21 protein-coding genes and 1 tRNA gene are annotated in these 23,795 nt (G+C 67.2%); 15 read left to right on the plus strand and 7 right to left on the minus strand.

Annotated features, from left to right (window positions below):
- Positions 1 to 332 precede the first annotated feature (332 nt).
- From ponA2 to G6N09_RS06800, 4 genes are all read left to right on the plus strand, one after another.
- Positions 333 to 2,753 carry a transglycosylase/D,D-transpeptidase PonA2 gene (ponA2, locus tag G6N09_RS06785; protein ID WP_083026121.1) on the plus strand — a complete coding sequence of 807 codons (2,421 nt, stop codon included), beginning with the start codon at positions 333 to 335 and terminating at the stop codon, positions 2,751 to 2,753.
- Between the two features lie 38 nt (positions 2,754 to 2,791).
- The gene (locus G6N09_RS06790) at positions 2,792 to 3,757 is read left to right on the plus strand and encodes a metallophosphoesterase (RefSeq protein WP_083026123.1); all 966 of its coding nucleotides are present in this window, start codon (positions 2,792 to 2,794) and stop codon (positions 3,755 to 3,757) included.
- Positions 3,754 to 4,860, plus strand: coding sequence for an L-cysteine desulfhydrase Cds1 (cds1, locus tag G6N09_RS06795; protein WP_083026125.1), 1,107 nt, complete (start codon positions 3,754 to 3,756; stop codon positions 4,858 to 4,860). The genes G6N09_RS06790 and cds1 overlap by 4 nt, the downstream gene beginning before the upstream one ends.
- Positions 4,861 to 5,176: 316 nt before the next feature.
- Positions 5,177 to 5,250, plus strand: a tRNA-Pro gene (locus G6N09_RS06800).
- A 42-nt stretch (positions 5,251 to 5,292) separates the two neighbouring features.
- Here the strand turns inward: G6N09_RS06800 and G6N09_RS06805 are convergent.
- From G6N09_RS06805 to G6N09_RS06815, 3 genes are all read right to left on the minus strand, one after another.
- Entirely contained in the window at positions 5,293 to 6,483 is a 1,191-nt protein-coding gene (locus G6N09_RS06805; protein WP_083026127.1) for an IS481 family transposase, read from the minus strand.
- Between the two features lie 176 nt (positions 6,484 to 6,659).
- On the minus strand, positions 6,660 to 7,469 hold the full coding sequence (locus G6N09_RS06810) for an SDR family oxidoreductase (RefSeq protein ID WP_083026129.1): 810 nt from the start codon (positions 7,467 to 7,469) through the stop codon (positions 6,660 to 6,662).
- Positions 7,466 to 8,146, minus strand: coding sequence for a hypothetical protein (locus G6N09_RS06815; RefSeq protein ID WP_083026131.1), 681 nt, complete (start codon positions 8,144 to 8,146; stop codon positions 7,466 to 7,468). The genes G6N09_RS06810 and G6N09_RS06815 overlap by 4 nt, the downstream gene beginning before the upstream one ends.
- 224 nt (positions 8,147 to 8,370) lie before the next feature.
- Between G6N09_RS06815 and G6N09_RS06820 the strand changes: the two genes are divergently transcribed.
- Positions 8,371 to 8,928, plus strand: a complete 558-nt coding sequence (locus G6N09_RS06820; protein WP_234807021.1) for a TetR/AcrR family transcriptional regulator — start codon at positions 8,371 to 8,373, stop codon at positions 8,926 to 8,928.
- 91 nt (positions 8,929 to 9,019) lie between these two features.
- Positions 9,020 to 9,421 carry a hypothetical protein gene (locus tag G6N09_RS06825; RefSeq protein WP_083026134.1) on the plus strand — a complete coding sequence of 134 codons (402 nt, stop codon included), beginning with the start codon at positions 9,020 to 9,022 and terminating at the stop codon, positions 9,419 to 9,421.
- Here G6N09_RS06825 and G6N09_RS06830 read toward each other — a convergent pair.
- A complete protein-coding gene (locus tag G6N09_RS06830; RefSeq protein ID WP_083026136.1) occupies positions 9,418 to 9,882 on the minus strand; it encodes a GatB/YqeY domain-containing protein in 465 nt (154 codons plus the stop codon). The two genes, G6N09_RS06825 and G6N09_RS06830, sit on opposite strands and share 4 nt — an antisense overlap.
- An 81-nt stretch (positions 9,883 to 9,963) precedes the next feature.
- On the opposite strand from G6N09_RS06830, the gene G6N09_RS06835 reads away from it, so the two are divergent.
- The 6 genes from G6N09_RS06835 to G6N09_RS06860 are packed head-to-tail and all read left to right on the plus strand — an operon-like array spanning position 9,964 to position 16,195.
- Entirely contained in the window at positions 9,964 to 10,869 is a 906-nt protein-coding gene (locus tag G6N09_RS06835; protein WP_234807022.1) for a DUF7847 domain-containing protein, read from the plus strand.
- A gap of 58 nt (positions 10,870 to 10,927) precedes the next feature.
- Positions 10,928 to 12,178, plus strand: coding sequence for a glycerophosphodiester phosphodiesterase family protein (locus tag G6N09_RS06840; RefSeq protein ID WP_163752694.1), 1,251 nt, complete (start codon positions 10,928 to 10,930; stop codon positions 12,176 to 12,178).
- Between the two features lie 12 nt (positions 12,179 to 12,190).
- Complete coding sequence (locus G6N09_RS06845) at positions 12,191 to 12,799, plus strand: DUF4129 domain-containing protein (protein WP_109558910.1); 609 nt, start codon at positions 12,191 to 12,193, stop codon at positions 12,797 to 12,799.
- On the plus strand, positions 12,796 to 13,905 hold the full coding sequence (locus tag G6N09_RS06850; protein ID WP_083025562.1) for a DUF4350 domain-containing protein: 1,110 nt from the start codon (positions 12,796 to 12,798) through the stop codon (positions 13,903 to 13,905). Before G6N09_RS06845 ends, G6N09_RS06850 begins: the two co-directional genes overlap by 4 nt.
- Positions 13,902 to 14,879, plus strand: coding sequence for an AAA family ATPase (locus G6N09_RS06855; protein WP_083025560.1), 978 nt, complete (start codon positions 13,902 to 13,904; stop codon positions 14,877 to 14,879). Before G6N09_RS06850 ends, G6N09_RS06855 begins: the two co-directional genes overlap by 4 nt.
- Positions 14,876 to 16,195, plus strand: a complete 1,320-nt coding sequence (locus G6N09_RS06860) for a DUF58 domain-containing protein (protein WP_083025557.1) — start codon at positions 14,876 to 14,878, stop codon at positions 16,193 to 16,195. The genes G6N09_RS06855 and G6N09_RS06860 overlap by 4 nt, the downstream gene beginning before the upstream one ends.
- Positions 16,196 to 16,210: 15 nt before the next feature.
- Here G6N09_RS06860 and G6N09_RS06865 read toward each other — a convergent pair whose 3' ends face one another.
- Positions 16,211 to 17,203, minus strand: a complete 993-nt coding sequence (locus G6N09_RS06865) for a stage II sporulation protein M (RefSeq protein WP_083025555.1) — start codon at positions 17,201 to 17,203, stop codon at positions 16,211 to 16,213.
- A 57-nt stretch (positions 17,204 to 17,260) separates the two neighbouring features.
- On the opposite strand from G6N09_RS06865, the gene G6N09_RS06870 reads away from it, so the two are divergent.
- Together G6N09_RS06870 and G6N09_RS06875 are read left to right on the plus strand one after the other, a co-directional pair.
- Positions 17,261 to 18,088 (plus strand): RDD family protein, encoded by an 828-nt coding sequence (locus tag G6N09_RS06870; protein ID WP_179959883.1) that lies wholly within the window; start codon positions 17,261 to 17,263, stop codon positions 18,086 to 18,088.
- A gap of 90 nt (positions 18,089 to 18,178) precedes the next feature.
- The gene (locus G6N09_RS06875; RefSeq protein WP_083025553.1) at positions 18,179 to 18,952 is read left to right on the plus strand and encodes a PadR family transcriptional regulator; all 774 of its coding nucleotides are present in this window, start codon (positions 18,179 to 18,181) and stop codon (positions 18,950 to 18,952) included.
- A 9-nt stretch (positions 18,953 to 18,961) separates the two neighbouring features.
- Here G6N09_RS06875 and G6N09_RS06880 read toward each other — a convergent pair whose 3' ends face one another.
- Together G6N09_RS06880 and glpK are read right to left on the minus strand one after the other, a co-directional pair.
- On the minus strand, positions 18,962 to 19,696 hold the full coding sequence (locus G6N09_RS06880; RefSeq protein WP_083025550.1) for an HNH endonuclease family protein: 735 nt from the start codon (positions 19,694 to 19,696) through the stop codon (positions 18,962 to 18,964).
- Positions 19,697 to 19,699: 3 nt separating this feature from the next.
- Positions 19,700 to 21,217, minus strand: a complete 1,518-nt coding sequence (glpK, locus tag G6N09_RS06885) for a glycerol kinase GlpK (protein ID WP_083025548.1) — start codon at positions 21,215 to 21,217, stop codon at positions 19,700 to 19,702.
- A gap of 295 nt (positions 21,218 to 21,512) precedes the next feature.
- Between glpK and G6N09_RS06890 the strand changes: the two genes are divergently transcribed.
- Complete coding sequence (locus G6N09_RS06890; protein WP_083025546.1) at positions 21,513 to 23,789, plus strand: DUF7159 family protein; 2,277 nt, start codon at positions 21,513 to 21,515, stop codon at positions 23,787 to 23,789.
- The last annotated feature ends 6 nt before the right edge of the window (positions 23,790 to 23,795 follow it).

A 23,795-nucleotide genomic window follows, 5' to 3' on the forward strand; every position in this document is an offset into this window, starting at 1 on the left:
CGATACTGCGATCTGCGCCACATCGCCTCATCAGTGTTACCTGAATCGCACTTGATGTCCAAGTTAGGTGGTCAGGTGGCGTCTGCGCAACAGGTTGATCGGCACTTTTTTGGGACAACCGTGCAATCCGATCATGATCTGCACGGTTGAGGCCGGGGCCGGATGGACGGAAACGGGCCTTTATTGACGTATATGTCAATTTTCACGGCGGGGACCCTCACCCGCGTCAGGGGTCTTCGGCGAGCACCCCGGCCGGCCGGGGCTGAGCCGCCGGCGGCCGCCCCGCTTCGCCCGGCTCCACCGCGCTTGCGACCACCGCTAGTGTGTTAGCCATGTCGGAGCGCCCCCCGACCGGCCCAACTGTGCTCAAACTGGCCGGGTGTTGTCTGCTCGCCGCCGTGCTACTCGCGGCGCTGCTGTTTCCCGTCGCCGGCGGCGTCGGCCTGATGTCCAACCGTGCCTCGGACGTGGTGGCCAACGGGTCGGCCCAGTTGGTCAGCGGAGACGTGCCTGCGGTGTCGACGATGGTCGATGCCAAGGGCAACACCATCGCCTGGCTGTACTCGCAGCGCCGCTTCGAGGTGCCCAGCGACAAGATCGCCGACACCATGAAGCTGGCGATCGTGTCAATCGAGGACAAGCGCTTCGCCGAGCACAGCGGAGTGGACTGGAAGGGCACTCTGACCGGGTTGGCCGGCTACGCCTCCGGGGACATCGACACCCGCGGCGGGTCCACGCTGGAGCAGCAGTACATCAAGAATTACCAGCTGCTGGTGCTGGCCCAGACCGACGCCGAGAAGCGTGCCGCGATCGAGACCACCCCCGCGCGCAAGCTCCGAGAGATCCGGATGGCGCTCACGCTGGACCGGACCTTCACCAAGCCGCAGATCCTGACCCGCTACCTGAACCTGGTGTCGTTCGGAAACAACTCGTTCGGGATCCAGGACGCCGCCCAGACCTATTTCGGTGTCGACGCCGCCGACCTGAACTGGCAGCAGGCGGCCCTGCTGGCCGGGATGGTGCAGTCGACCAGCACGCTGAACCCCTACACCAACCCCGAAGGCGCACTGGCCCGCCGGAATCTGGTGCTGGACACCATGATCGAAAACCTCCCCGGCGAGGCCGACGCGCTGCGGGCAGCCAAGGCGGAGCCGCTGGGCATCCTGCCGCAGCCGAATGAGCTGCCGCGCGGCTGCATCGCGGCCGGCGACCGGGCGTTCTTCTGCGACTACGTGCAGGAATATCTGACGCGGGCCGGCATCAGCAAGGAGCAGGTGGCGCGTGGTGGCTACGTCATCCACACCACGCTTGACCCCGACGTCCAGGCCCCGATCAAAGAGGCGATCGACAGTTTCGCCAACCCCAACGTGCAGGGCATCGCCAGCGTGATGAGTGTGATCAAGCCCGGCAACGACGCACACCCGGTGCTGGCAATGGCCAGCAATCGCACCTACGGACTCAACGCCGACCTTGGCGAGACCATGCGCCCGCAGCCGTTCTCGCTGGTCGGCGATGGCGCAGGGTCGATCTTCAAGACATTCACGGTGGCCGCGGCGCTGGAGATGGGCATGGGGATCAGCGCCGACCTGGAGGTGCCGGGCCGATTCCAGACCAAGGGCATGGGCAGTGGCGGGGCAAAGGGCTGCCCCAAGGAGACCTGGTGCGTGGTCAACGTCGCCCCCTACCGGTCCCCGATGAACGTCTCCACCGCACTGGCCACCTCACCCAACACCGCGTTCGCGAAGCTGATCTCCCAGGTCGGAGTGGAACGCACCGTGGACATGGCGATCAAGCTCGGCCTGCGCTCCTACGCCGATCCCGGCACCGCCCGCGACTACGACCCGGACAGCAACGAAAGCCTGGCCGACTTCGTCAAACGGCAGAACCTGGGTTCGTTCACCCTGGGCCCGATCGAGGTCAACGCGCTGGAGTTGTCCAACGTCGCCGCCACCCTGGCCTCCGGTGGGGTCTGGTGCCCGCCGAACCCGATCGACAAGGTCTTCGACCGCAACGGCAATGAGGTGGCCGTCGCCACCGAGGCCTGCGAGCGAGTGGTTCCCGAAGGACTCGCGAACACCTTGGCCAACGCCTTGAGCAAGGACATCCAAGGCGGCGGAACCGCAGCGCCGGCCGCCGGCTCGGTGGGCTGGGATCTGCCGATGGCGGGCAAGACCGGTACCACCGAGGCGCATCGCTCGTCGGGCTTCCTGGGGTTCACCAACCGCTATGCCGCGGCCAACTACATCTTCGACGACTCCCTCTCGCCGGGAGATCTGTGCTCGTTCCCGCTGCGGCACTGTGGGGACGGCGACCTCTACGGCGGAAACGAGCCGGCCCGCACCTGGTTCGCGGCGATGAAGCCTATTGCCACCGACTTCGGTGATGTCGTCATGCCGCCGACGGACCCGCGCTACGTCGACGGCGGCCCCAATTCCCGCGTCCCCAGCGTCACGGGCCTGGAAGTCGACGCCGCGCGCCAAAGGCTCAAAGAAGTCGGGTTCCAGGTCGCCGAACAGCCGAGCTGGGTCAACAGCAGCGCCCGCTCCGGTGCGGTCGTCGGCACGTCGCCGAGTGGTCAGACCATCCCCGGTTCGATCATCACCATCGAAGTCAGCAACGGCATCCCGCCGCCACCGCCACCTCCGCCGGAAGGCTTCCCTCCGTTCGGGCCGGTGGGTTCGACGGTGGTCGAGATTCCGGGGCTGCCGCCGATCACCATTCCGCTGCTGCCCCCACCTGCACCACCGCCGTAACGGCAGGAGCGCGTTGGAGGCGCAGTATTCTGAACGCCATGGCTCCTTCACCTGCCCTGACCCGATCCCTCGTCGCCGCCTCGGCAACGCTGGGACCGGCGGCGCTCGCTATCGGCTACGGCGCGATCATCGAGCGCAACGCGTTCGTGGTGCGCGAGGCGACCGTGCCGGTGCTGGCTCCCGGTTCGTCACCGCTGCGGGTGTTGCACATCAGTGACATCCACATGCGCCCCGGCCAGCGCCGCAAGCAGGCCTGGCTGCGGGAGCTGGTGGGACTCAAGCCAGACCTGGTGGTCAACACCGGAGACAACCTCGCCCATCCCAAGGCGGTGCCGGCGGTGGTTCAGGCCCTGGGAGATCTGCTGTCGGTGCCGGGCGTGTTCGTGTTCGGCAGCAACGACTACTTCGGCCCACGCTTGAAGAACCCGGCCAAATACCTGACCAAGCCGACGCATCGCATCCACGGCGTACCGCTGCCGTGGCAGGACCTGCGCGCGGCGTTCACCGAACGGGGCTGGTTGGACCTGACGCACAACCGTCGCGAGTTCGACGTGGCCGGCCACCGGATCGCCGCAGCCGGTGTCGACGACCCGCACATCGATCGAGACCGCTACGACACCATCGCCGGTCCAGCCGAGATGGCCGCCGACCTGCGTCTGGGACTGACGCATTCGCCGGAACCGCGTGTACTGGACCGCTTCGCCGGCGACGGCTACCAGCTGGTGATGGCCGGCCACACTCATGGCGGCCAGCTGTGCGTGCCGTTCTACGGCGCCCTGGTGACCAACTGCGGGCTGGACCGCTCGCGGGTCAAGGGTCCCTCGCAATGGGGTGCCAACATGCGTCTGCACGTGTCCGCGGGAATCGGCACCTCGCCGTTTGCGCCGGTGCGCTTCGCCTGCCGTCCCGAGGCCAGCCTGCTGACGTTGGTGGCGGCCCCGACCGGCGGTGACGATTCGCAGCTCAACCGGGGCTCGACCCAGCCCTCCGTGTCGGCCCGTTGACCGTACGGATTGCCGATCACGGGCATCCACGGCGCTGGGCCGACAACGCGATCCGCCTGATCGAGGCGGACGCACGGCGCAGTGCCGACACCCACCTGCTGCGATACCCGCTGCCCGCGGCGTGGGCCGCCGAAGCGGGCGTGGCGCTGTATCTCAAGGACGAGACCACTCACCTCACCGGAAGCCTCAAGCACCGGTTGGCCCGCTCGCTGTTCCTCTATGGGCTGTGCAACGGTTGGATCGCCGAGGGCACCACGGTGGTGGAAGCGTCCTCAGGGTCCACCGCGGTGTCCGAGGCCTATTTCGCCGCACTGTTGGGCCTGCCGTTCGTCGCGGTGATGCCGGCCTCGACCAGTGCGTCGAAGGTGGCGCTGATCGAGGCGCAGGGCGGGCGCTGTCACTTCGTGGCGCATTCGGCCGATGTCTACGCCGAAGCGGAGCGGATCGCCGCCGACACCGGCGGGCACTACCTCGATCAGTTCACGAATGCCGAGCGCGCCACCGATTGGCGTGGGAACAACAACATCGCCGAGTCGATATTCGAGCAGATGCGCGACGAGACCCATCCGGTCCCGGATTGGATCGTGGTCGGGGCGGGCACCGGCGGCACCAGTGCGACGATCGGCCGCTACATCCGGTATCGCCGGCACGCGACCCGGTTGTGCGTGGTCGACCCGGAGAATTCCGCCTTCTACCCGGCCTACGAGCAGTGCCGCTACGACATGGCGATCGACGGCTCCTCGCGCATCGAGGGAATCGGCCGCCCGCGAGTGGAGCCATCTTTTCTGCCCGACGTGGTGGACCGGATGATGTCGGTGCCCGACGCCGCGTCAGTGGCCGCCGCGCGCCACGTCAGCGCCGTGTTGGGCCGCCGGGTGGGGGCATCGACCGGTACCAATGTCTGGGGCGCGTTCGCGCTCTTGGCCGAGATGGTGTCCGACGGACGCAGCGGCTCGGTGGTCACCGTGCTCGCCGACAGCGGCGACCGCTACGCCGACACGTACTACAACGACGATTGGCTGGCGCAGCACGGACTGGACCCGACGGGCCCCGCGGCGGCATTGGTGGAGTTTGAGAGGTCCTGCCGGTTCGACTGCGCCTGAACCCGCTCATCGGTTGCGTCGGGGTTGGTGGCGACGAGCCACAGCGCAGCCAGCGCGAAGAAACCGGCGTACACCGCTCCGCCTAACAGCGTCATGATGCGACTCCCTCTGGACTAAACCTTATTAGTCAGTCTGCCTAATTCGGACCGGATTTTCACCTCCGCACGCCGGAATGTGGGGCGTTTCATGCTCCCGAAGACCCGTGAGCTGTGCCTCGAGAGCGGCTGGCAATCCCTGGCATGCCGCCCCCGTCAGCGCCGTCACCAGCCGTTTGGGTGACCGGCGGGCCAGTGCGATACGCTGTCGTGGCTTCACACGGGGTGTGGCGCAGCTTGGTAGCGTGCTTCGTTCGGGACGAAGAGGTCGTGGGTTCGAATCCCGCCACCCCGACAGTGTGATGTCGCACGACATCGGAATAGCTCTGAACCTGCATTAGGTTCGGGGCTTTTTCCGTTTTGGTCCGGGTGGGATTCCGCGGGGTTGGTAGTCCCTGGTGGGGTCGAGGGTGAGTTGGCGGATGAGTTCGCCGGTGGCGGCGTTGATGACTCTGATGTCGAGGTCCTGGATGAGCATGAGGATTCGGGTGCCGGCGTGGGTTCGGCCGACGCCGATGTGGTGTAGCCGGCCGTTGAGGCGTAGGGACAGGGCGCCGGTGGTGTCGACGCGGTCGTGTCGGACGCGGTTGTGGGTGTCGGTGCGGTTTGCCGGGTCGGCTTTGGGGCGGGCGGTGTAGGCGGTTGTTGGGGTGGCGTGGTGGGCCAGGCTGCGGTGTGGGCGGCGGTGGTTGTATTCCTCGACGAAGGCGTCGAGTTGGGCTTGCAGTTCGGTGAGGGTGGTGGCCCGCGGTTGGGCTTTGAGCCATTTCTTCAGGGTTTGGTGGAATCGTTCGATTTTTCCGCAGGTGGTGGGGTGGTTGGGGGTGGAGTTGATCTGTTGGACGCCCAGGCGGTGTAGTTCGGTTTCGAACGCGTTGCGGCCGCCTTTGCCGCCGGCCAGGCGGGTGGTGAAGACCATGCCGTTGTCGGTCAGTGTTGAGTAGGGGATTCCATGGTGTTCAACGGTTTTGCGGAATTGGGTGAGGACGATGGAGCCGGTGACGCGGTGGTGGGCGGTGACCGAGAGGGCGTAGCGGGCGTGGTCGTCGATGAAGTCGAGGATTTCGACGTGGGTTCCATCAGCGAGCCACCAGTGGGTGAAGTCGGCCTGCCAGCGTTCATTGGGCTGTTCGGCCGCGAAGCGGATGTAGGAGGATTTGGGCCGTTTGTGGGGTTGGGGATCGATGAGGCCGGCGGCGTGTAGGTGACGGTGCACGGTGCTTAGGGCCACGGTGATGCCGTGGTGGTGGGCTAGGTGCCAGGCGATGGTCGCCGGTCCGTGGTCGAGGCCTTTGCCGGCTAGCTCCGCTCGCAGGGTGCAGATCAGTTCGATGGTGTTCTCGGGTAGCCGTGCTGGGCTGGTGTGTGGTCGGCGTGAGCGGGGTTCGAACGCGGACTCGCCTTCGAGGGTGTAGCGGCGCACGAGCCGGGAGATCCAGCTCTGGGATACCCCGTACGCGAGGGCGACCTCGGATTGGCTGCGTCCCTCGGTGACGACAGCGGTGATGACCAGACGGGCTTTCGACACCGCTCGACGGTGTGCCCGGCACCTATTCCGATGTCTTGAGACACGCTATTCCGATGTCCTGGAATCACACACCGCCACCCCGACAGGTTTTGCAAACAAGAAGGCCCTGACTGTTTCAGTCAGGGCCTTCTTGTTTGCCGGCGCGCCATCAGAACCTGCCTGGCGCGGAACCGCCGTCATCCCTCAATCCGGTCCAGATAGTTTCGGCGTTTGCCTTCGTCGAAGTGACCCGGGGGCTCGTTGCGCGTAGCGAGGCGCTTCATCCGTTGCATGAGCGGTTCGGGTGTGATGTCTTCGATGAGCCCGAATGGCGATAGCCACCGGGGCACCGTCACCTCACGTCCGGGCCGGCGGGCGCTGGCCGCGATTGCCGCCGCGATCTGCTCAGGTTGCCGCGTGGGCAACAAGGACAGGTTCACTCCCGCAGTCAGCTCCGTGTGGACCGCAGTCGGCATGATCGTGGTGATCGTCACTCGGGTGTCCGCGATCTCGGCTCGGACGGCCCGCGACAGCGCTGCCACCGCGTACTTTGTCGCGCAGTAGACCGACATGCCGGGGGTCGTCACCTTGGCCGCCATCGACGCCACGTTGACGATATGGCCGTGATTGCGGGCGATCATCTCGGGCAGAAACTCGTGCATCCCATTGATGACGCCACCCAGATTCACCGCCATCTCGCGGTGATAAGCCGAGAGTTTCTGGTCGACAAAAGGGCCCATGTATTGGATTCCCGCATTGTTGACCAGCATGGCCACCGGACCGTCCCCAGCGGCGGAGCGGTGAAACGCGGCGACGCTGTCTTCATCGGTCACGTCCAGATGAGTCGACTTGGCACCGAGCTCGTGAGCGGTACGCGCGGCTTCCTCGGCATCAAGGTCGCCGATCCACACCTTGGCCCCCCGCCGCTTCAGAGCAGCTGCGGTGGCTCGACCGATGCCGCGTGCACCGCCGGTTACACAGACGACGGCACCGTCGAGATCGATCATCGGGTCGGCCTTTCTTCGGTGAAGTCCCTCAATCCGAAGTACGCGATAAGACGAATCTCACCGCTGTGCATGGTCAGCAGCGCGCGTCCGAGATACAGACCTGGGACGAGCTCGACCACTTCGTCACGAGTCCGTTTGATGGGGAATGTCCGCACGCTGGGATTGCGATATTCGGCGGGGCCGTAGTCCAACGCGCGAACCTTGACGAAAGGCGCGATCGCGGCGGTGTCGATCCGATGATTGAATCCGAAGCCCACCATCTCGGATCCCACTCGACGAAGACCGCCATAGAGCGGTGCGATGACGCGCATCGCATACCTGGCCAGCGGCGCGAGCCGGTTGAATCCGGTCTCGGCGTCAAAGGTCTTGCCGCGCCATGTCGGGTTGATCTTCAACAAGGGGTTGGCCAAGTACGCCTCCGGTATGCCGAACAGGTTCCCGACGATCAGGCCTTCCAGCGCACCGTGAATCTCCTCGGGAGCGTGTCCGCGCTCAAACAGGGCGGCAAGTTGGTCACGCCGCCCGGCTTTCCCGAGTTCTTGCAGGTAGCTCCAGCCTTGTTGGCGCGCCAGGACCGGCGAGCTGAGCGACAAAGCCCGAAGATCGTCCAGCACAGATGCGCTGGACGGCTCCTGGGACTGGCTATCGGCGCGAGCACTAGGGGTCGAAGTTGTCATGAGTCCTCCCGATCGGTTCATCTGGTACGAAATCGTGCCTATTATCTGGTACGGAACCGTGCCAGACTCTTCAAGTGGTGTCAACGGGCAATCGAGTGGGTTCGTTCGACGAGTGCGACGATCTAGCGGTGCCCGACACACCACAGCGCGCCTACGGAGGGCAGTCAGCTGAGACGCGTCGACAACTTCGGCGAACGCGGCTCCTGGAAGCCGCGATGGACGTCATGGCGCGCAATGAATGGCGCGGAGCAACAGTCGACAAGGTCTGTGCCGCAGCCAATCTGAACAAGCGATATTTCTACGAGAGCTTCCGGGACCTGGACGGCCTCTCGGCGGCGGTGGTGGACGATGTCGCCGAAGACGTTCGTGCCGCGACTGTCGCCGCTGCGCAAGCCACCGGATCGGAGTCCCTGGAAGCCCAAGCGCTGGCGGGTGTCGCCGCTGCGGTGCGCTCCCTTGTCGACGATCCTCGTCGCGCACGTGTCCTCCTAGGCGGGGTCGCAGCCTCGCCGGAATTGGACGCTCACCGCACGATGGTGATGCACCGCCTCACCGACGTGCTGATCGACCACGGACGCACGGTGCACGGCGTCGAACTGGAAGTCGACCCGCTGGCCAAGGTCGCACCGGCATTCATCGTCGGTGGCACCGCAGACGCGATCTTGGACTTCGTCAATGGGGAAGTCGACTTAGAGCTGGACGATTTCATCGCCCAGCTCGCCACCCTCTGGCTCATCACCGGCAGCGGCGCAGCACAGGTCGCTCGTGCACGAATGCCCTAGCAATCGACGTCCGTCGTCAGCAAGATTGTCGTCAGCCCGTCGTTTCCTCAATCAGGTCCACCAGCCGTTTCGGCCGTACACAATGGCTCCCGTGGACTTCCCCATGCGTTATGACCGGTGGTACCGCCCGCTGGCGACCGTGTTGGGGCTGGGGCCAGCCCGCGCGCGTATTGAGGTATCCGACGGACTTCTGCAGGTTCGCAGTGGGTGGGCGTTCGCGATGGACATCGCGCTGAACAACATCGAATCTGCGCGGCCCGCTCCGGAGCGGATGTGGGGCTGGGGAGTTCATCAGGCGTGTAATGGCTGGCTGGTCAACGGATCCCGGCATGGTGTGGTCGAGATCGGTCTGGCCCACCCCGTCAAGCCGACAAAGGCCCCGACCGCCGGCCTGTTCAACAGGCCGGTCCGGCGCCTCTACGTCAGTGTGGCCGATCCGGACGCTCTGATCACCGCGTTGACCAGCCGGCAGTTGCCGGCAACCGGCACCTAGAGCCGTTCGCGGACGGCGGCCGACAGCCGCGCGCCGTCGGCCTTGCCCGCAGCGATCGCGGTGGCCGCCTTCATCACCTGGCCAAGGTGCTTGGTGTGCGGCCGCTCCCCGATCTCTTCGGCCACCTGAGCCAGCGCAGTGTCGACGACGTCGGCCAGTTCTGCCTCGGTGAGCGGCGTGGGAAGGTACTCGTCGATGATCCGGGCCTCGGCGTGTTCTTCGGCGGCGAGGTCACCCCGGCCATTCTGGGTGTAGATCGTCGCGGACTCCGCACGCTTGCGGGCCTCGCGCGCCAGCACCTTGAGCACGTCCTCATCGGTCAGTTCCCGGGCCTGTTTACCCGAGACCTCTTCGGCCTGGATCGCGGCCAACAACATTCGTAAGGTCGCCGTGCGCAGCTTGTCCTGCGCCTTCATCGCGGCCGTCAGATCTGTACGCAGCTGGGATTTGAGTTCCGCCATGCCTCATCACGCTACGCTCAGGCCCATGGTGAATCCGCCTCCGCAGGGATTTGGCCCCCGCCGAATTATCCGCCGCCGGAAATGAAACCCGGGATCATTCCGCTGCGTCCACTGAGCCTGACCGACATCTACAGCGGTGCCATCGGCTACATCCGGACCAATCCCAAGACCGTCTTCGTACTGAGCCTCATCGTCGTAGTGGCCACTCAGATCATCAGCTGGATCGTCGAGTTCGGCCTGGCGGCGGGCGGGCTACTGGATCCAAGCAAGGATTTCTCGGATCAGTCCGGAGGCGAGGCGGCAGCGTCTCTGATCAGCGAGTTCATCCCCTCCATCGTGCACGTACTGGGCAGCCCCATGCTGACCGGCCTGCTCACCGCCGTGGTCGGGCGCGCGGTATTCGGCTCACCGACAAGCATCGAGGAGGCGTGGGCCCTCGTCCGGGACCGCTTTGCGTCACTGCTCGGCCTGGTTGCATTGATGTCTCTGGCCGTATTGATCGGCTCGGCCGCGATGGCGCTGGGGCCGCTACTGATGGTGGCGTACATCTACGGCTACATGATGCTGGTCTTCGCTCCGACGGTGATCGTGCTGGAACGCCAACCGGTGGTCGAGGCGTTGCGCCGTTCGTTCCGCTTGGTGCGCCACAGCTTCTGGCGGGTGCTGGGCATCCTGGCGCTGGCCGAGCTGATTGCCGCGCTGATCAGTTTCGCCGTGATGGCTCCGTTCACCCTCATGACGCTGGCCACCCAAGGCACGGACGCCCTGTTCAACAGCACCGGGTTCAGCCCGTTGGCCGAAATCGGCTCGGCCATCGGTCAGCTCATCCTGCTGCCCTTCATCGCCGGCGTGTCAGTACTGCTGTATACCGACCGCCGCATCCGCAGCGAGGACTTCGATCTGGTGCTGCGAACTGGCGTCACCGGCGGGTCGTACGTTGGCGAGTCGACCGACACTCTGTGGCTGACACCGCCGCCAGGGTATTGACCCGCGCAGTAACCAGGACTGAAGTGCCGACGCGCCGCGTAACGCTACGCTCAGGCCCATGGTGAATCCGCCTCCGCCCGGCTACCCCGGACCTGGTTTTCCGCCTCCGGGCTATGGCCCTGCGCCTGGTTTTCCGCCTCCGGGCTATGGCCCTCCACCGGGGTACGGTCCCCCACCGCCGCCGGCATATGGCCAACCCCCTCTGGGCTACGGTCCCCCACCCGCATACGGTCCCCCACCGCCCGGCTACGGGCCCCCACCCGGATACGGCCCACCACCACCGGGTTACGGGCCTCCACCCGGATACGGCCCACCACCGGGCTACCCACAACCTGAGCTGAAACCCGGAATCATTCCGCTGCGCCCACTGAGCCTGACCGACATCTACAACGGTGCCGTCGGCTACGTCCGGGCCAATCCCAAGACAGTGCTCGGGCTCACCGCCGTCGTCGTGGTGATCAGCCAGATCATCAGCAGTATCGCGCTGTTCGGGCTGTTGTCGGCCGTGGGCCCCACAGGTCCGGGCAAGTCAGCCACCGAGCCCTCCGGCGGAGACATGGCGGCATGGCTGATCGGCTTCTCCGGCGCGGCAATAGTGACCGCCGTCGGCACCATCGTGTTGACCGGCCTATTGACCGTCGTCGTCGGGCGCGCGGTGTTCGGATCGCCGATCAGCCTCGGTGAAGCTTGGGCGATCGTCCGGGACCGCTTTGGTTCGCTGATCGGCTTGGCGGCCCTGATGGGCCTGGCCGCAGTGGTGCTGTGTGGATTCGCGGTGACGGTCATCGCGTTCGCCGCCGGAGCCGGCGGTACCGGCGCCGCGGTGTTGATCGGTACGGCGGTGGTGCCGGGCCTGATCGCGGCGCTCGCTTACGGCTACACGGTGCTGGCTTTCGCGCCGACCATCATCGTGCTGGAACGGCAACCCGTTTTCGAGGCGATCCGGCGGTCGTTTTACTTGGTGCGCAACAGTTTCTGGCGGGTGCTGGGAATCCTGGCGTTGACCGCCTTGATCGTTTCCCTGATCAGCAGCGCTGTGGCGTTCCCGTTCAACATCCTTGCCATGGTGAGTGCCCACGATGCGGGCGCCCTGTCCGGCGGCGTGGAGTTGAGCCTGCTCTCCCGGATAGGCACGACGATCGGTGAGATCATCGTGCTGCCGTTCACCGCCGGAGTGTCGGTTCTGCTCTACACCGACCGCCGCATCCGCGGCGAGGCGTTCGACCTGGTGCTGCGATCCGGGGCGGTCGGTGGCCCCTACGTCGGAGGCTGGACCGACCATCTGTGGCTGACCCGGCCGCCGGGGTAAAGGACCGCGGGTGTGACCATCGTCGACATCGACAGCGACGCCGCCCGCGAGGCGGCAGAACGTGAGCTGTCCAAACCGATGTACCCGCGTCCATCACCCAAGCAACAGTTCTTCGACTTCGTTGAGACACTGATACGTCGGCTCGTCCTCAAGGGGGCGGAACTGCCAGGCGGATGGTTCACCATCACCGTGCTACTGATCCTCCTCGCAGCAGGCATCGTGGCCGCGGTGCACGTGGGGCGGCGGACGCTGAGTGACCGCCACCGCAGCGAGACCCTTTACGGCCCAACCCAACTCAGTGCCGCGCAGCATCGCTCCGCCGCGCAACACCATGCCGCCTCCAACGATTGGGGCCCGGCCATTCGGCACCGCCTGCGTGCGGTGGCTCGCGGACTTGAAGAGGCCGGGCTCGTGCAGCCCGCTTCGGGCCGTACCGCCACCGAACTGGCCCGCATTGCCGGCGCGGCACTGCCCTATCTGGCTGGTGAACTGATGCGGGGCGCTGAGACGTTCAACGACATCAGCTACGGAGAAGTGCCTGCCACCGCAGACGGCTATCGGATCGTCACGGATCTGGACGAGCGGGTGGCGGCCACGACCGAGACTCGGCTAGTGCGGTGACGGCCACCCGGCGGACGTGGGCCTGGGTCGCGGCGGCCTTGGCGGTGATTGTGGCGATCTCCGCGGCGGGGGCCTACCTCACCACGCCACGGCCAGGTGGCCGGATGGATCCCGATGCCACCGGCCCGGAGGGCGCGCACGCGCTGGTGACGTTGCTACAACACCGTGGTGTGCAGGTGGATGCCGCCGCCACCGTCGACGACGTTGTCCGTCAAGCACGTCCGGACACTGTGGTGTTGGTGGCGCAGACCCCGCGTATCGCCGGCGACGAGTTGCTGAACCGCCTCGCCAACCTGCCCGGCGACCTACTCCTGGTGGCGCCGGACGCCGCGGCCCGTAGGGCATTGGCGCCCGGAATCCGGTCCGGGCCCGCACGAGCGTTCACCCACCAGCCCGACTGTGATCTGCGGGAGGCTCAACGGGCCGGGCCGGTCGACTTGCGCACCACGCAGACCTACCTTGCGGCCGGGCGCCAGTCGATCGACAGCTGTTACGACGGAGCGTTGGTGCGCTACCGCGACGGCCAGCGGACTATCACGGTGGTCGGCAGCGACTCGTTCATGACCAACGCGGACCTGGCCCGAGAGGGAAACGCGGCGCTGGCGATGAATCTGGCCGGCACATCTGGCCGTTTGATCTGGTATGCGCCCCAGCATATTCAGGGCGCACAGTCCGGCAGGTCAACCCTTGCCGGTCTGGTTCCCGCAAATGTGCGGTGGCTGGCCTGGCAGCTGTGCTTGGCACTGGCCTTGGCCGCTGCCTGGAAGGCCCGCCGGTTGGGCTCACTGATCGCCGAGCCCATGCCCGTAGTCGTCCGCGCATCCGAGACCGTCGAGGGTCTGGGCCGGCTCTACCGCTCCCACCGTGCCCGGGATCGGGCCGCCGGAGCCCTGCGCACCGCAACGCTGCGGCGACTGGCTCCGCGCCTGGGCCTGGGGCCGGCACCCGAACCACCCGCAGTGGTCGCCGCGGTCGGCCAGCGGTTAGTGGCACACCCGGACTGGTTGTGGCACTTGCTGTTCGGACCGCCGCCGGAATCCGATGATGCCCTGATCGCCCTGGCCCACGCACTCGACGACATCGAAAGGCAGGTCACCCACTCGTGACACATCCATCCGCAGAGAATCCGGCGGCGACCGCAGCCCGCGAGGCACTGCTGGCGCTGCGCAGTGAAGTAGCCAAGGTGGTGGTCGGCCAGGACCCGGTGGTCAGCGGCCTGGTGATCGCGTTGTTGTGCCGCGGCCACGTGCTGCTCGAAGGCGTTCCCGGCGTGGCGAAAACCCTGCTGGTCCGCACGCTGAGCGCCGCACTGCGATTGGACTTCAAGCGAGTCCAGTTCACCCCGGACCTGATGCCTGGCGATATCACCGGCTCACTGGTCTACGACACCCACACCGCGGAGTTCGTGTTCCGCCCGGGCCCGGTCTTCACCAATCTGCTGCTGGCCGATGAGATCAACCGCACGCCACCCAAGACCCAGGCAGCGCTGCTGGAGGCGATGGAGGAGGGACAGGTCAGCGTTGACGGCACCGCCAAGCCGCTGCCGGACCCATTCGTGGTGGCCGCCACCGCAAATCCCATCGAGTACGAGGGCACCTACCGGCTTCCTGAGGCTCAGCTCGACCGGTTCCTGCTCAAGCTGACGGTGCCGCTGCCGCCGCGCGAGGCCGAAATCGACATCTTGTCCAGGCATGCAAACGGTTTCGACCCGCACGACCTTTCCGCGGTGGAGCAAGTGGCCGGTGCGCAGGATCTGGCGGCTGGTCGAGCGGCGGTCCGCGAGGTGCTGGTGGCCGACCAGGTACTGGGCTACATCGTCGACGTGGTCGCGGCAACCCGGCGCTCCCCCGCCCTGCAGCTGGGCGTCTCACCGCGCGGCGCGACCGCCCTGCTGGCCACGTCCCGCTCTTGGGCGTGGCTGTCGGGACGCAACTACGTGACTCCCGACGACGTCAAAGCGATGGCTCGCTCCACGCTGCGACACCGGGTGATGTTGCGTCCGGAGGCCGAACTCGAAGGCGCTACCGCCGACGGGGTTCTGGACAGCATTTTGGCCTCGGTTCCGGTGCCGCGCTGGTGATTCTGACCGGTCGCACCGCCTTGATCGCACTGCTGTGTGCCGTGCCGATCACGGTGGCCCCCTGGCCGGCGGTGGCGTTCGTGGTGTTGCTGACCGGCCTCGCCCTGGCGGTGGCGCTTGACGTCGCCTTGACCACGGATCCCGCGACGTTGCGGTTGGAGCGTTCGATGGACAGCGCTGCTCGGCTCGGCCAGAGCACCCCGACTACCTTGTGGATCGGCAATGGCGGCCGCCGATTCCGCGGCCAGATCCGTGACGCCTGGCCACCGAGCGCCTGTGCCACACCGCGTTCCCATCGGCTGGAGCTGGCGGCCGATCAGCAGACACGGGTGTCCACCCAACTGTGTCCGGCCCGCCGCGGTGATCAGCATGCCGCCGGGGTCACCGTGCGTTCGATCGGCCCGTTGGGCCTGGCGGGGCGTCAGAGATCCCGTCAGGTGCCCGGCCAGGTGCGGGTGCTCCCGCCGTTCTTGTCGCGCCGACACCTGCCGGCACGACTGGCCCGCCTGCGGGAGGTCGACGGGAACCTGCCGGCGCTGGTGCGTGGGCAGGGCAGCGAGTTCGACTCACTGCGCGAATACGTCGCCGGCGACGACGTTCGCTCGATCGACTGGCGGGCAACCGCGCGACGATCCGAGGTGGTGGTGCGGACCTGGCGGCCGGAGCGCGATCGGCGGGTCATCCTCGTGCTCGACACCGGCCGTACCGCTGCCGGCCGGATCGGGGTCGACCCGACCGCTTTGGACCCCGCGGGCTGGCCCCGGCTGGATTGGTCGATGGACGCCGCACTATTACTGGCGGCGTTGGCATTACGCGCCGGTGACAACGTCGATCTCCTGGCTCACGATCAGGTGACCCGGGCCGGTGTTTTCGGGGCGTCGCGGACCCGCCTGTTCCCCCAGCTCGTCGATGCGATGGCACCGCTGCAGCCCGCGCTGGTCGAGTCCGACTTCGCCGCGATGCTGGTCACCTTGTCCCGTCGGGCACGCCGCGGCAACCTGGTGGTGTTGTTGACCGACCTCAATGCGTCCGCCTTGGACGAGGGCCTGCTGCCGGTGTTGCCGAAACTGACTTCCGAGCACCAGATGATCGTGGCCGCGGTCGCCGATCCGCGGGTGCAACGGCTGGCCCAGGGCCGCGCCGACGCTGCCGCGGTCTATGACGCCGGCGCCGCCGAGCGTTCCCGCAACGACCGCCGCGCGATGGCGGCCCGGCTGCGTCGCAGCGGCGTGCAGGTCATCGATGCCCCGCCCGAGGACCTGGCGCCCGCGTTGGCCGATGCCTATCTGGCCATGAAGGCCGCCGGGCAGCTCTGATCCTGGGCCGCTGGGTCAGCGGGTCGGGACGACGTCGGGCGCATCGGCGATGTCGCCGGTTTCGCCGAGGGACACCGCTTTGCGCCCGAAGTGCATCACATACGCCAGAAAAGCAGCCTCGACAAGGATTCCGACGCCGATCCGCAACCAGGTCGGCCACGATGACGGCGTCACCACCGCCTCGATCAGCCCGGCCACGGCAAGCACCCCCACCAGGCCCACGGCGACCGCGACGACGGCACGGCCCTGCTCGGCGAGCACCTGTCCGCGGGGTCGATCACCGGGCGCGATCACCGCCCAGCCCAGCCGCATCCCGACGGCTCCGGCCAGGAACACCGCCGTCAACTCCAGCAATCCGTGCGGGGCGAGCAGGCCCAGCATGAATGCGCCCCGCCCGGCATGGAACATCAACCCCAGCCCCACACCGAGGTTGGCGGCATTGGCAAGCAGCATCACTGGGATCGGCAGACCCAGCAGGACCGCGAACGCGATCGCGCGGGCTGCCACCCAGGCGTTGTTGACCCAGACCTGTAGCGCGAACGATCCGGCCGGGTGATCGCTGTAGTAGGCGGCGAAATCATGGTCGACCAGCCGGTCGATCTCCGCGGGGGTGCCGATCGCCGCCTGCACGTCGGGATTGCCGGCCACCCAGCACGCGATGACCACCGAGGCCGCCAGGAACACCAAGGCGGTGCCCAGCCACCACCGCCAAGCCCGGTAGGCGACCACCGGAAACGAGACCGTCACGAAACGGATCAGCTCGGATCGGAGCGGGGCGTGCGCCCCGGTGACGGCCGCGCGTGAGCGCGCCACCAAGCTGGAGAGCCGTCCGATGAGTGCGGCATCCGAGGACGACGAGCGCACCACCGACAGGTGCGTGGACACCCGCTGATACAGGTCAACGAGTTCGTCGATCTCGGCACCGGTGAGCCGTCGCCGGCGCCTGACCAGCGACTCCAGCCGATCCCAAGTCGGTCGATGAGTCAGCACGAAGGCGTGCACATCCACGTCGACGAGCCTAGCGAGCACCGCGATACCGCCGACACGGCGAGTAGCGTTTGAGCTATGTCGTACCGCGGCCCTGAGCTGGTGACCGGTGACGCCGTCGTCCTCGACATCGCTGTCGCGCAACTGCCCGTGCGCGCAGTCAGTGCGCTGATCGATATCACCGTGGTGCTGGTGGGTTACCTGTGCGCGATCGTGTTGTGGGCCACCACACTCGGCCGGTTCGACGACGCGTTGACCACCGCGATCATGATCATCTTCGCCGTGCTGCTGCTGGTCGGCTACCCGGTCATCATGGAGACCGTCACCCGTGGCCGTTCGTTGGGCAAGATGGCCATGGGCCTGCGGGTGGTGTCCGACGACGGCGGCCCCGAGCGCTTCCGGCAGGCACTGTTTCGAGCCCTGGCTTCGGTCATCGAGATCTGGGGCCTGTCGGGCAGCCCCGCAGTGATCTGCAGCCTGCTGTCACCGCAGGGCAAACGCCTGGGCGACATCTTCGCCGGCACCGTGGTGATCAGCGAACGCGCTCCTCGATCGGCTCCGCCGCCTCTCATGCCGCCCGGGCTCGCCTGGTGGGCCTCGACGTTGCAGTTGGCGGGGCTGCGTGCCGAATCCGCAGAACTGGCGCGGCAATTCCTTGGTCGGGCTGCGCAGCTCGACCCGCATACCCGCCAGATGATGGCCTACCGGATCTCCGGCGATGTGCTCGCGCACATCTCTCCCCCGCCGCCGCCCGACGCCCCACCGGAGCTGGTGCTGGCCGCGGTGCTGGCTGAACGGCATCAACGGGAGCTGGCGCGGTTACACGCCGTGCCGGCGGGGCCGTACTATCCGCCGCCGGCGCCGTGGCCGCCACCGAGTCCGGGCGGCTTCGCCCCGCCGAGCTGACACATCCTCGTTGCATAACGATAGTTCCCGATATATCGTTAGCGTATCGGGAGCGAGGGTCGCTCCCCTTGTGACCCATCGAGGTGACGTATGAATACCCCCTTCGGTCCGCCCGGCGGACCCTTCACAGACGACGCCGTACACGGTTTCGGATTCGGCCCCGCGACGCCGCAGCAACGCCGCGCCGCGCACATCGCGCGCCGTCAGGCTCGACGCGAGTTTCGCCGGCAATTACGCGATCACGCCTCGGAGAATTGCGCACCGTTGGGCTTCGGCACCGGCCACCAAGGCACCGCACCGGGATGCGGCCCGGAATTCCGGCACGGGTTCGGGCCGGGCTTCGGGCCTGGGTTCGGGCCCGGGGGGCCGGGATTCGGCTTCGGGTTCGGACCCGGCGGACACCGGGGCCACCGACGCGGCAATCGGGGCCGGCGCGGCGACGTGCGGCTGGCGATCCTGGCCTTGCTGGCCGAGGGCCCGATGCACGGCTACGAGATCATCCAGCAGATCGCCGAGCGCAGCCAGGGATTGTGGCGGCCCAGCCCCGGATCGGTCTACCCGACTTTGCAGATGCTGGTCGATGAAGGCCTGATCGCCGGTAGCGAAACCGACGGCAAGAAACGCCTTTTCGAGCTGACCGAGGATGGTCGTGGCGTAGCCGAGACGGTCGAGACACCGCCTTGGGAGCAGATCACCGACGGCGCCGATCCGGGACAGATCAATCTGCGCACCGCGACCGGCCAGTTGTTCGGCGCGGCCGCACAGGCGGGGCAGGCGGCCACGCCCGAACAGCAACAGCGCATCGTCGACATCATCAACAACGCGCGCAAGGAGATCTATGGAATCCTCGGCGAGACCGACTGAACCCGGCTGTCAACAACGCCGAAGCACGCGTTGCATCGCGGTCTTCTCGTTCGCTGAAACCCACAGTCCGTAAACGGTTTTGACCGAGATCTGACGGGCGACGAACTCGCATTCGAACGCGACGTTCGCCGGCAGCCAGCCGGCGGCGTCGCGGAATGCCTTGTCGAAGTTCGCCTGTCCGCCGACCGCAAGCAGATTGCGCGGATCGTTGGCGAAGTCGCGGCGGCGCCTGTCGTCCCAGGATCGTGCGCCTTTGTACCAGGCGTCGGCCAGCGACACCAGGTGATCCACCTGCACCGCCTCGGATGTCTCCGGGCCGCGAACGAACGCAATGGTCTGCCCGGAGTACGGGTCGCGCAGGACGCCACGCTGCACCAGGCAGGTTCCGCGCCGCAACTGAACTTGTGTCAGATCTCTACGCAGGATGTCGTCGCGGGTGTTGCACCCGTTGTGGCCGAACTCGACGTCAACATCATCGCTCCACCGCTCTCCAAAGCGGTAGCGCTTGAAGTCCTGTACGCGATCCCAGCCCTTGACGGGCAGCACTTCGAGCATCCGGCGGGCCTCGTCATAGCCGGGGTTGAGTGGCAGCGCGCTCGGCGACGACGGAATCGATGTCGGCGAGGGTCCCGACGGCTCCGCATCCCCGGCCTGCCCGCGGTGTTGCCACCACGCCCAGCCGACCACACCCACTACGAGCAGCGCTACCAGCGCACCGGGCACCACCCGCCTGCCTGCGGCCATCGCTTAGGGCAACTCAACCCAGTCCAACGTGCGCTGCACAGCTTTTCGCCACCCGGCGTAGCCTTCGGCACGCTGATCGTCCGACCAGTTCGGGGTCCAGCGTTTGTGCTCGCGCCAGTTGGCGCGCAGATCGTCAGGTCCCTTCCAGAACCCGACGCCCAATCCGGCCGCGTAAGCCGCGCCCAGTGCGGTGGTTTCAGGCACCACCGGCTTGACCACGTCGACCCCGAGCACATCGGCCTGGATCTGCATACACAGATCGTTGGCGGTGATACCTCCATCGACCTTAAGCACACCCAGGTGCACCCCGGAGTCGGCTTCCATCGCCTCGGCCACGTCGCGGCTTTGGTAGCAGATCGCCTCCAGCGTGGCCCGGGCCAGGTGCGCATTGGTGTTGAAGCGCGACAACCCCACGATCGCGCCGCGCGCGTCCGATCGCCAGTACGGCGCGAACAGGCCGGAGAACGCGGGTACGAAATACATCCCGCCGTTATCGGAGACCTGGCGGGCCAGAGTCTCGACCTGGGTGGCGCCGCTGATGATGCCCAGCTGGTCGCGCAACCACTGCACGGCCGATCCGGTGACCGCGATCGAGCCCTCCAGTGCATAAACGGGTTTGGCGTCCCCGAACTGGTAGCAGACCGTGGTCAGCAATCCGTTGTCGGAGCGCACGATCTGCTCGCCGGTATTGAGCAGCAGAAAGTTCCCGGTGCCGTAGGTGTTTTTGGCCTCGCCTGCCGACAGGCACACCTGGCCGACCATCGCGCTCTGCTGGTCCCCCAGGACGCCGGCGATCGGTACTTCACCCCTGACCGGCCCGGTGCTGGCGGTGACCGCATGCCGCCGCCGTGTCGACGACGCCGTGATCCGCGGCAACATCGCCCGCGGGATCGAGAACAGCGCCAGCAGTTCGTCGTCCCAGTCCAAGGTCTCCAGGTTCATCAGCATGGTGCGACTGGCGTTGGTGACGTCGGTGAGGTGCACGCCGCCGCGCGGACCGCCCGTCAGGTTCCACAGCACCCAGCTGTCACACGTGCCGAACAGCGCTTCGCCTCGCTCGGCGTCCGCGCGCACGCCCTCGACGTTGTCTAGGATCCACTGCAGCTTGCCGCCGGAGAAGTAGGTGGCCGGCGGCAGCCCCGCCTTACGCCGAATCACCTCGCCATGGCCTTCGCGCTCCAGCGCCGCCGCGATGGCGTCGGTTCGGGTGTCCTGCCAGACGATCGCATTGTGGTAGGGCTGGCCGGTCCGGCGATTCCACACCACCGTGGTCTCGCGCTGATTGGCGATGCCCAGCGCCGCCAGGTCGGACGCGTGCAGCTTGGTGGTGTTCAGCGCCGAGACCAGCACCGCCGCGGTGTGATTCCACAGTTCGAAGGGGTCGTGTTCCACCCAACCCGCCCGCGGCAGAATCTGCTCATGCTCGAGCTGATGACGGCCGACTTCGGCACCGTCATGGTCGAAAATGATGCATCGGGTACTGGTGGTGCCCTGGTCGATCGATGCGACGAAATCGGCCAAGTCTGACTCCTGTCCATACCGGTGCCGGTCGGTGCCGGGTCCATCATGGACTACCGGACCCGGATCGCGGGCCGCTACGCGGCAGGATCGCCGCCCGCTCCACGGACGTCAGCGCACACTTTCAGCCTTTCTTCACCAACCCATCAGACGCTATTCATTCACTCAAGCGCATATTTCCATGTATCGCGAGTAGATCTCGTAATGGTGAACAAACGGTGTCGGAACGCCGCCGATGTCTGCGCCCCCTCACCGCCACGACCGACCGTGTGCGGGTCAGAACTGAATCGGAGGAGCAATGGACGTCGTTCTCGGTGTGGCACTCGCGTCGAGTGCGCCCGCCACCATCCACACCGTGCTGGTCTGCGGTGAAAACGGTGACGGCGTCACGCTGGAGGAGCGCAGCTACGACGTGCCGACCGAGGACACAGAGTTCGCCGCAGTCGACGCGCTGATCGCCGCCATCCTGCGGGCGCGCGACGCCGCCGACACGGCCGGGCATCACCTCACGGCGACCGGGGTGACGGTGACGGACCCACTGGATGCGGCCGCATTGAATTCCCGGCTTTCCACCGGTGCACTGGCGAGCCTGGAGAACCTGGCACTGATCTCGCCGGTACTCGCGGCGGCAAGCCTGGCCCACAACCTGGGCCAGACGGTCGGCTGCGACCAGATGGGCCTGCTGTCCGTCGAGACGGCAACGGCAACCCTTGCCGTGGTCGACTGCACCGACGGCACCGTCACTCAGATCTTCCGCGCGCCCCTGGCCGACGGCGATGCCACCGCCGCGATCGACACCGTCGCCGATCAGCTGAATGCGGCCCAGACACACCCGGGCGGCCTTTTTCTGATCTGTTCCGACGGAGACTCGACAGCACTGCGGCCGCGGCTGGAAGAGACCATCGCTCCCGAGGTGTGCGAGCCGGCCGAGCCGCGATCGGCGCTGGCCCGCGGTGCAGCGCTGGCATCGGCGCGCCTGGTAGCGGCCAGTGTGTCCTCGGGCGAACTGGCCTATACCCAAGAACCGGCCTCGGGGGCGTTGCACCCGTCCTACTACGACATTCCCGGTTCCGAGGTCGACGAGCTGGCCTACAGCCTGGTGCCTGACGAAGAAGCGGAGGCGGCTACCGAATTCTTCGCGCCCGTCGGCCAGCCGGCCCGACGCCCGCTGCTGGTAGTGGGGGCGGCATTGGCATCGGCGGCGTTCGCCGCGGCGTCGGCGCTGATGGTGGCCATGACCCTGGAGATCAGCCCGAATCTGGTCGCGTTGCGGCCCGATCTGGGGCGTGCCCTAGCGTTGCCCCACCGGGCTCCGAACCTGCAGGTTCCCGCCGTGGAACCGTTTGGCGGGCCACCTCCGGTGATGGGGCAGGCACCGGCGGACTCGGTTCCACTGCCGCCGTTGAGCCTCCCACCGATGCCCGAGATTGGCGGACCGGCACCGCTCGACAGCCCAGACCCGGGACTGCCCGCCCCGATGCCCGTGGGCTCTGTTACCCCGCCGCTGTTTGTTCCCGCCCCGGTGTTCGGCCCGCCGCTACCCGGCCTGCAGCCTCCGGCCGTGCACACGCCCTCCCCGTTCATCGTGGGACCGATCCTGGCGGCCGCGCCCCGGCGCCCCGTCGTCACCGGATTGCCGGACCTGTCGTTCCTGTGGGGCGTACCGATGAAGAAACCGCCCGCCCCGCCGGTGGTCAAGCCCACTCCACCAGACGTCAAGCCCGACCCGCCGGTGGTCACTCCGAAGCCGCCGATCGAGCTGCCCGATCCCCCCGTGGTCAAACCCCAGCCGCCGGTGATCAAGCCTGAACCTCCGATCGTCAAGCCCACTCCCCCGGTGATAAAGCCCAATCCCCCTGTGGTCAAGCCGATTCCGCCGGTAATCAAACCCAATCCCCCAGTCCAACTGCCCGACCCGCCGGTCAGCGTGCCGGATGTGCCGATCAAGCTCCCCGACCCGCCGGCCACCGTGCCCGACGTCGCGATCAAGCTCCCCGAGGCGCCCGTCCAGCTGCCCACCCCGCCTGTGGCCAACCCCAATCCGTCGCTTCAGCTGCCCGGGCTGCCCTTGCAGCCACCGATCTCGGCACCGCCGGTCGGCCTTCCGGCGATCCCCGCACCCAGCGCGCCGACCTTCCCGGGCCTGCCGGCGATTCCAGCACCCAGTGCGCCGGTGATCCCTGCGGCACCGAGCGTGCCTGCGTTCACCCCACCGGCCTTGCCCAGCCTGCCGGCGCCCCAGGCGCCGTCCTTCCCGTCACTGCCGGCTCCCCAGGCCCCATCACTGCCGTCGTTCCCGTCACTTCCGGCTCCCCAGGCACCGGCGCTGCCGTCGATTCCCGCACCGAGTGCGCCCTCCATGCCCAAATTGGGCGGAGGCCTGTTCGGTGGGGGCGGCAAGCCAGGAGGCATCTTCGGTGGGGGCGGAAATCCCGGCGGTGGCCTCTTCGGCGGAGGGGGTCGCGGTGGCGGTGGCCTCTTCGGTGGAGGCGGAGGCGGGGGCCTGTTCGGTGGAGGCGGAGGCGGCGGTCTCTTCGGTGGAGGCGGCCGGGGCGGCGGACTTTTCGGCCACTGACAGCCC

This window comes from Mycolicibacter minnesotensis (genome assembly GCF_010731755.1).
Lineage (GTDB): Bacteria > Actinomycetota > Actinomycetes > Mycobacteriales > Mycobacteriaceae > Mycobacterium > Mycobacterium minnesotense.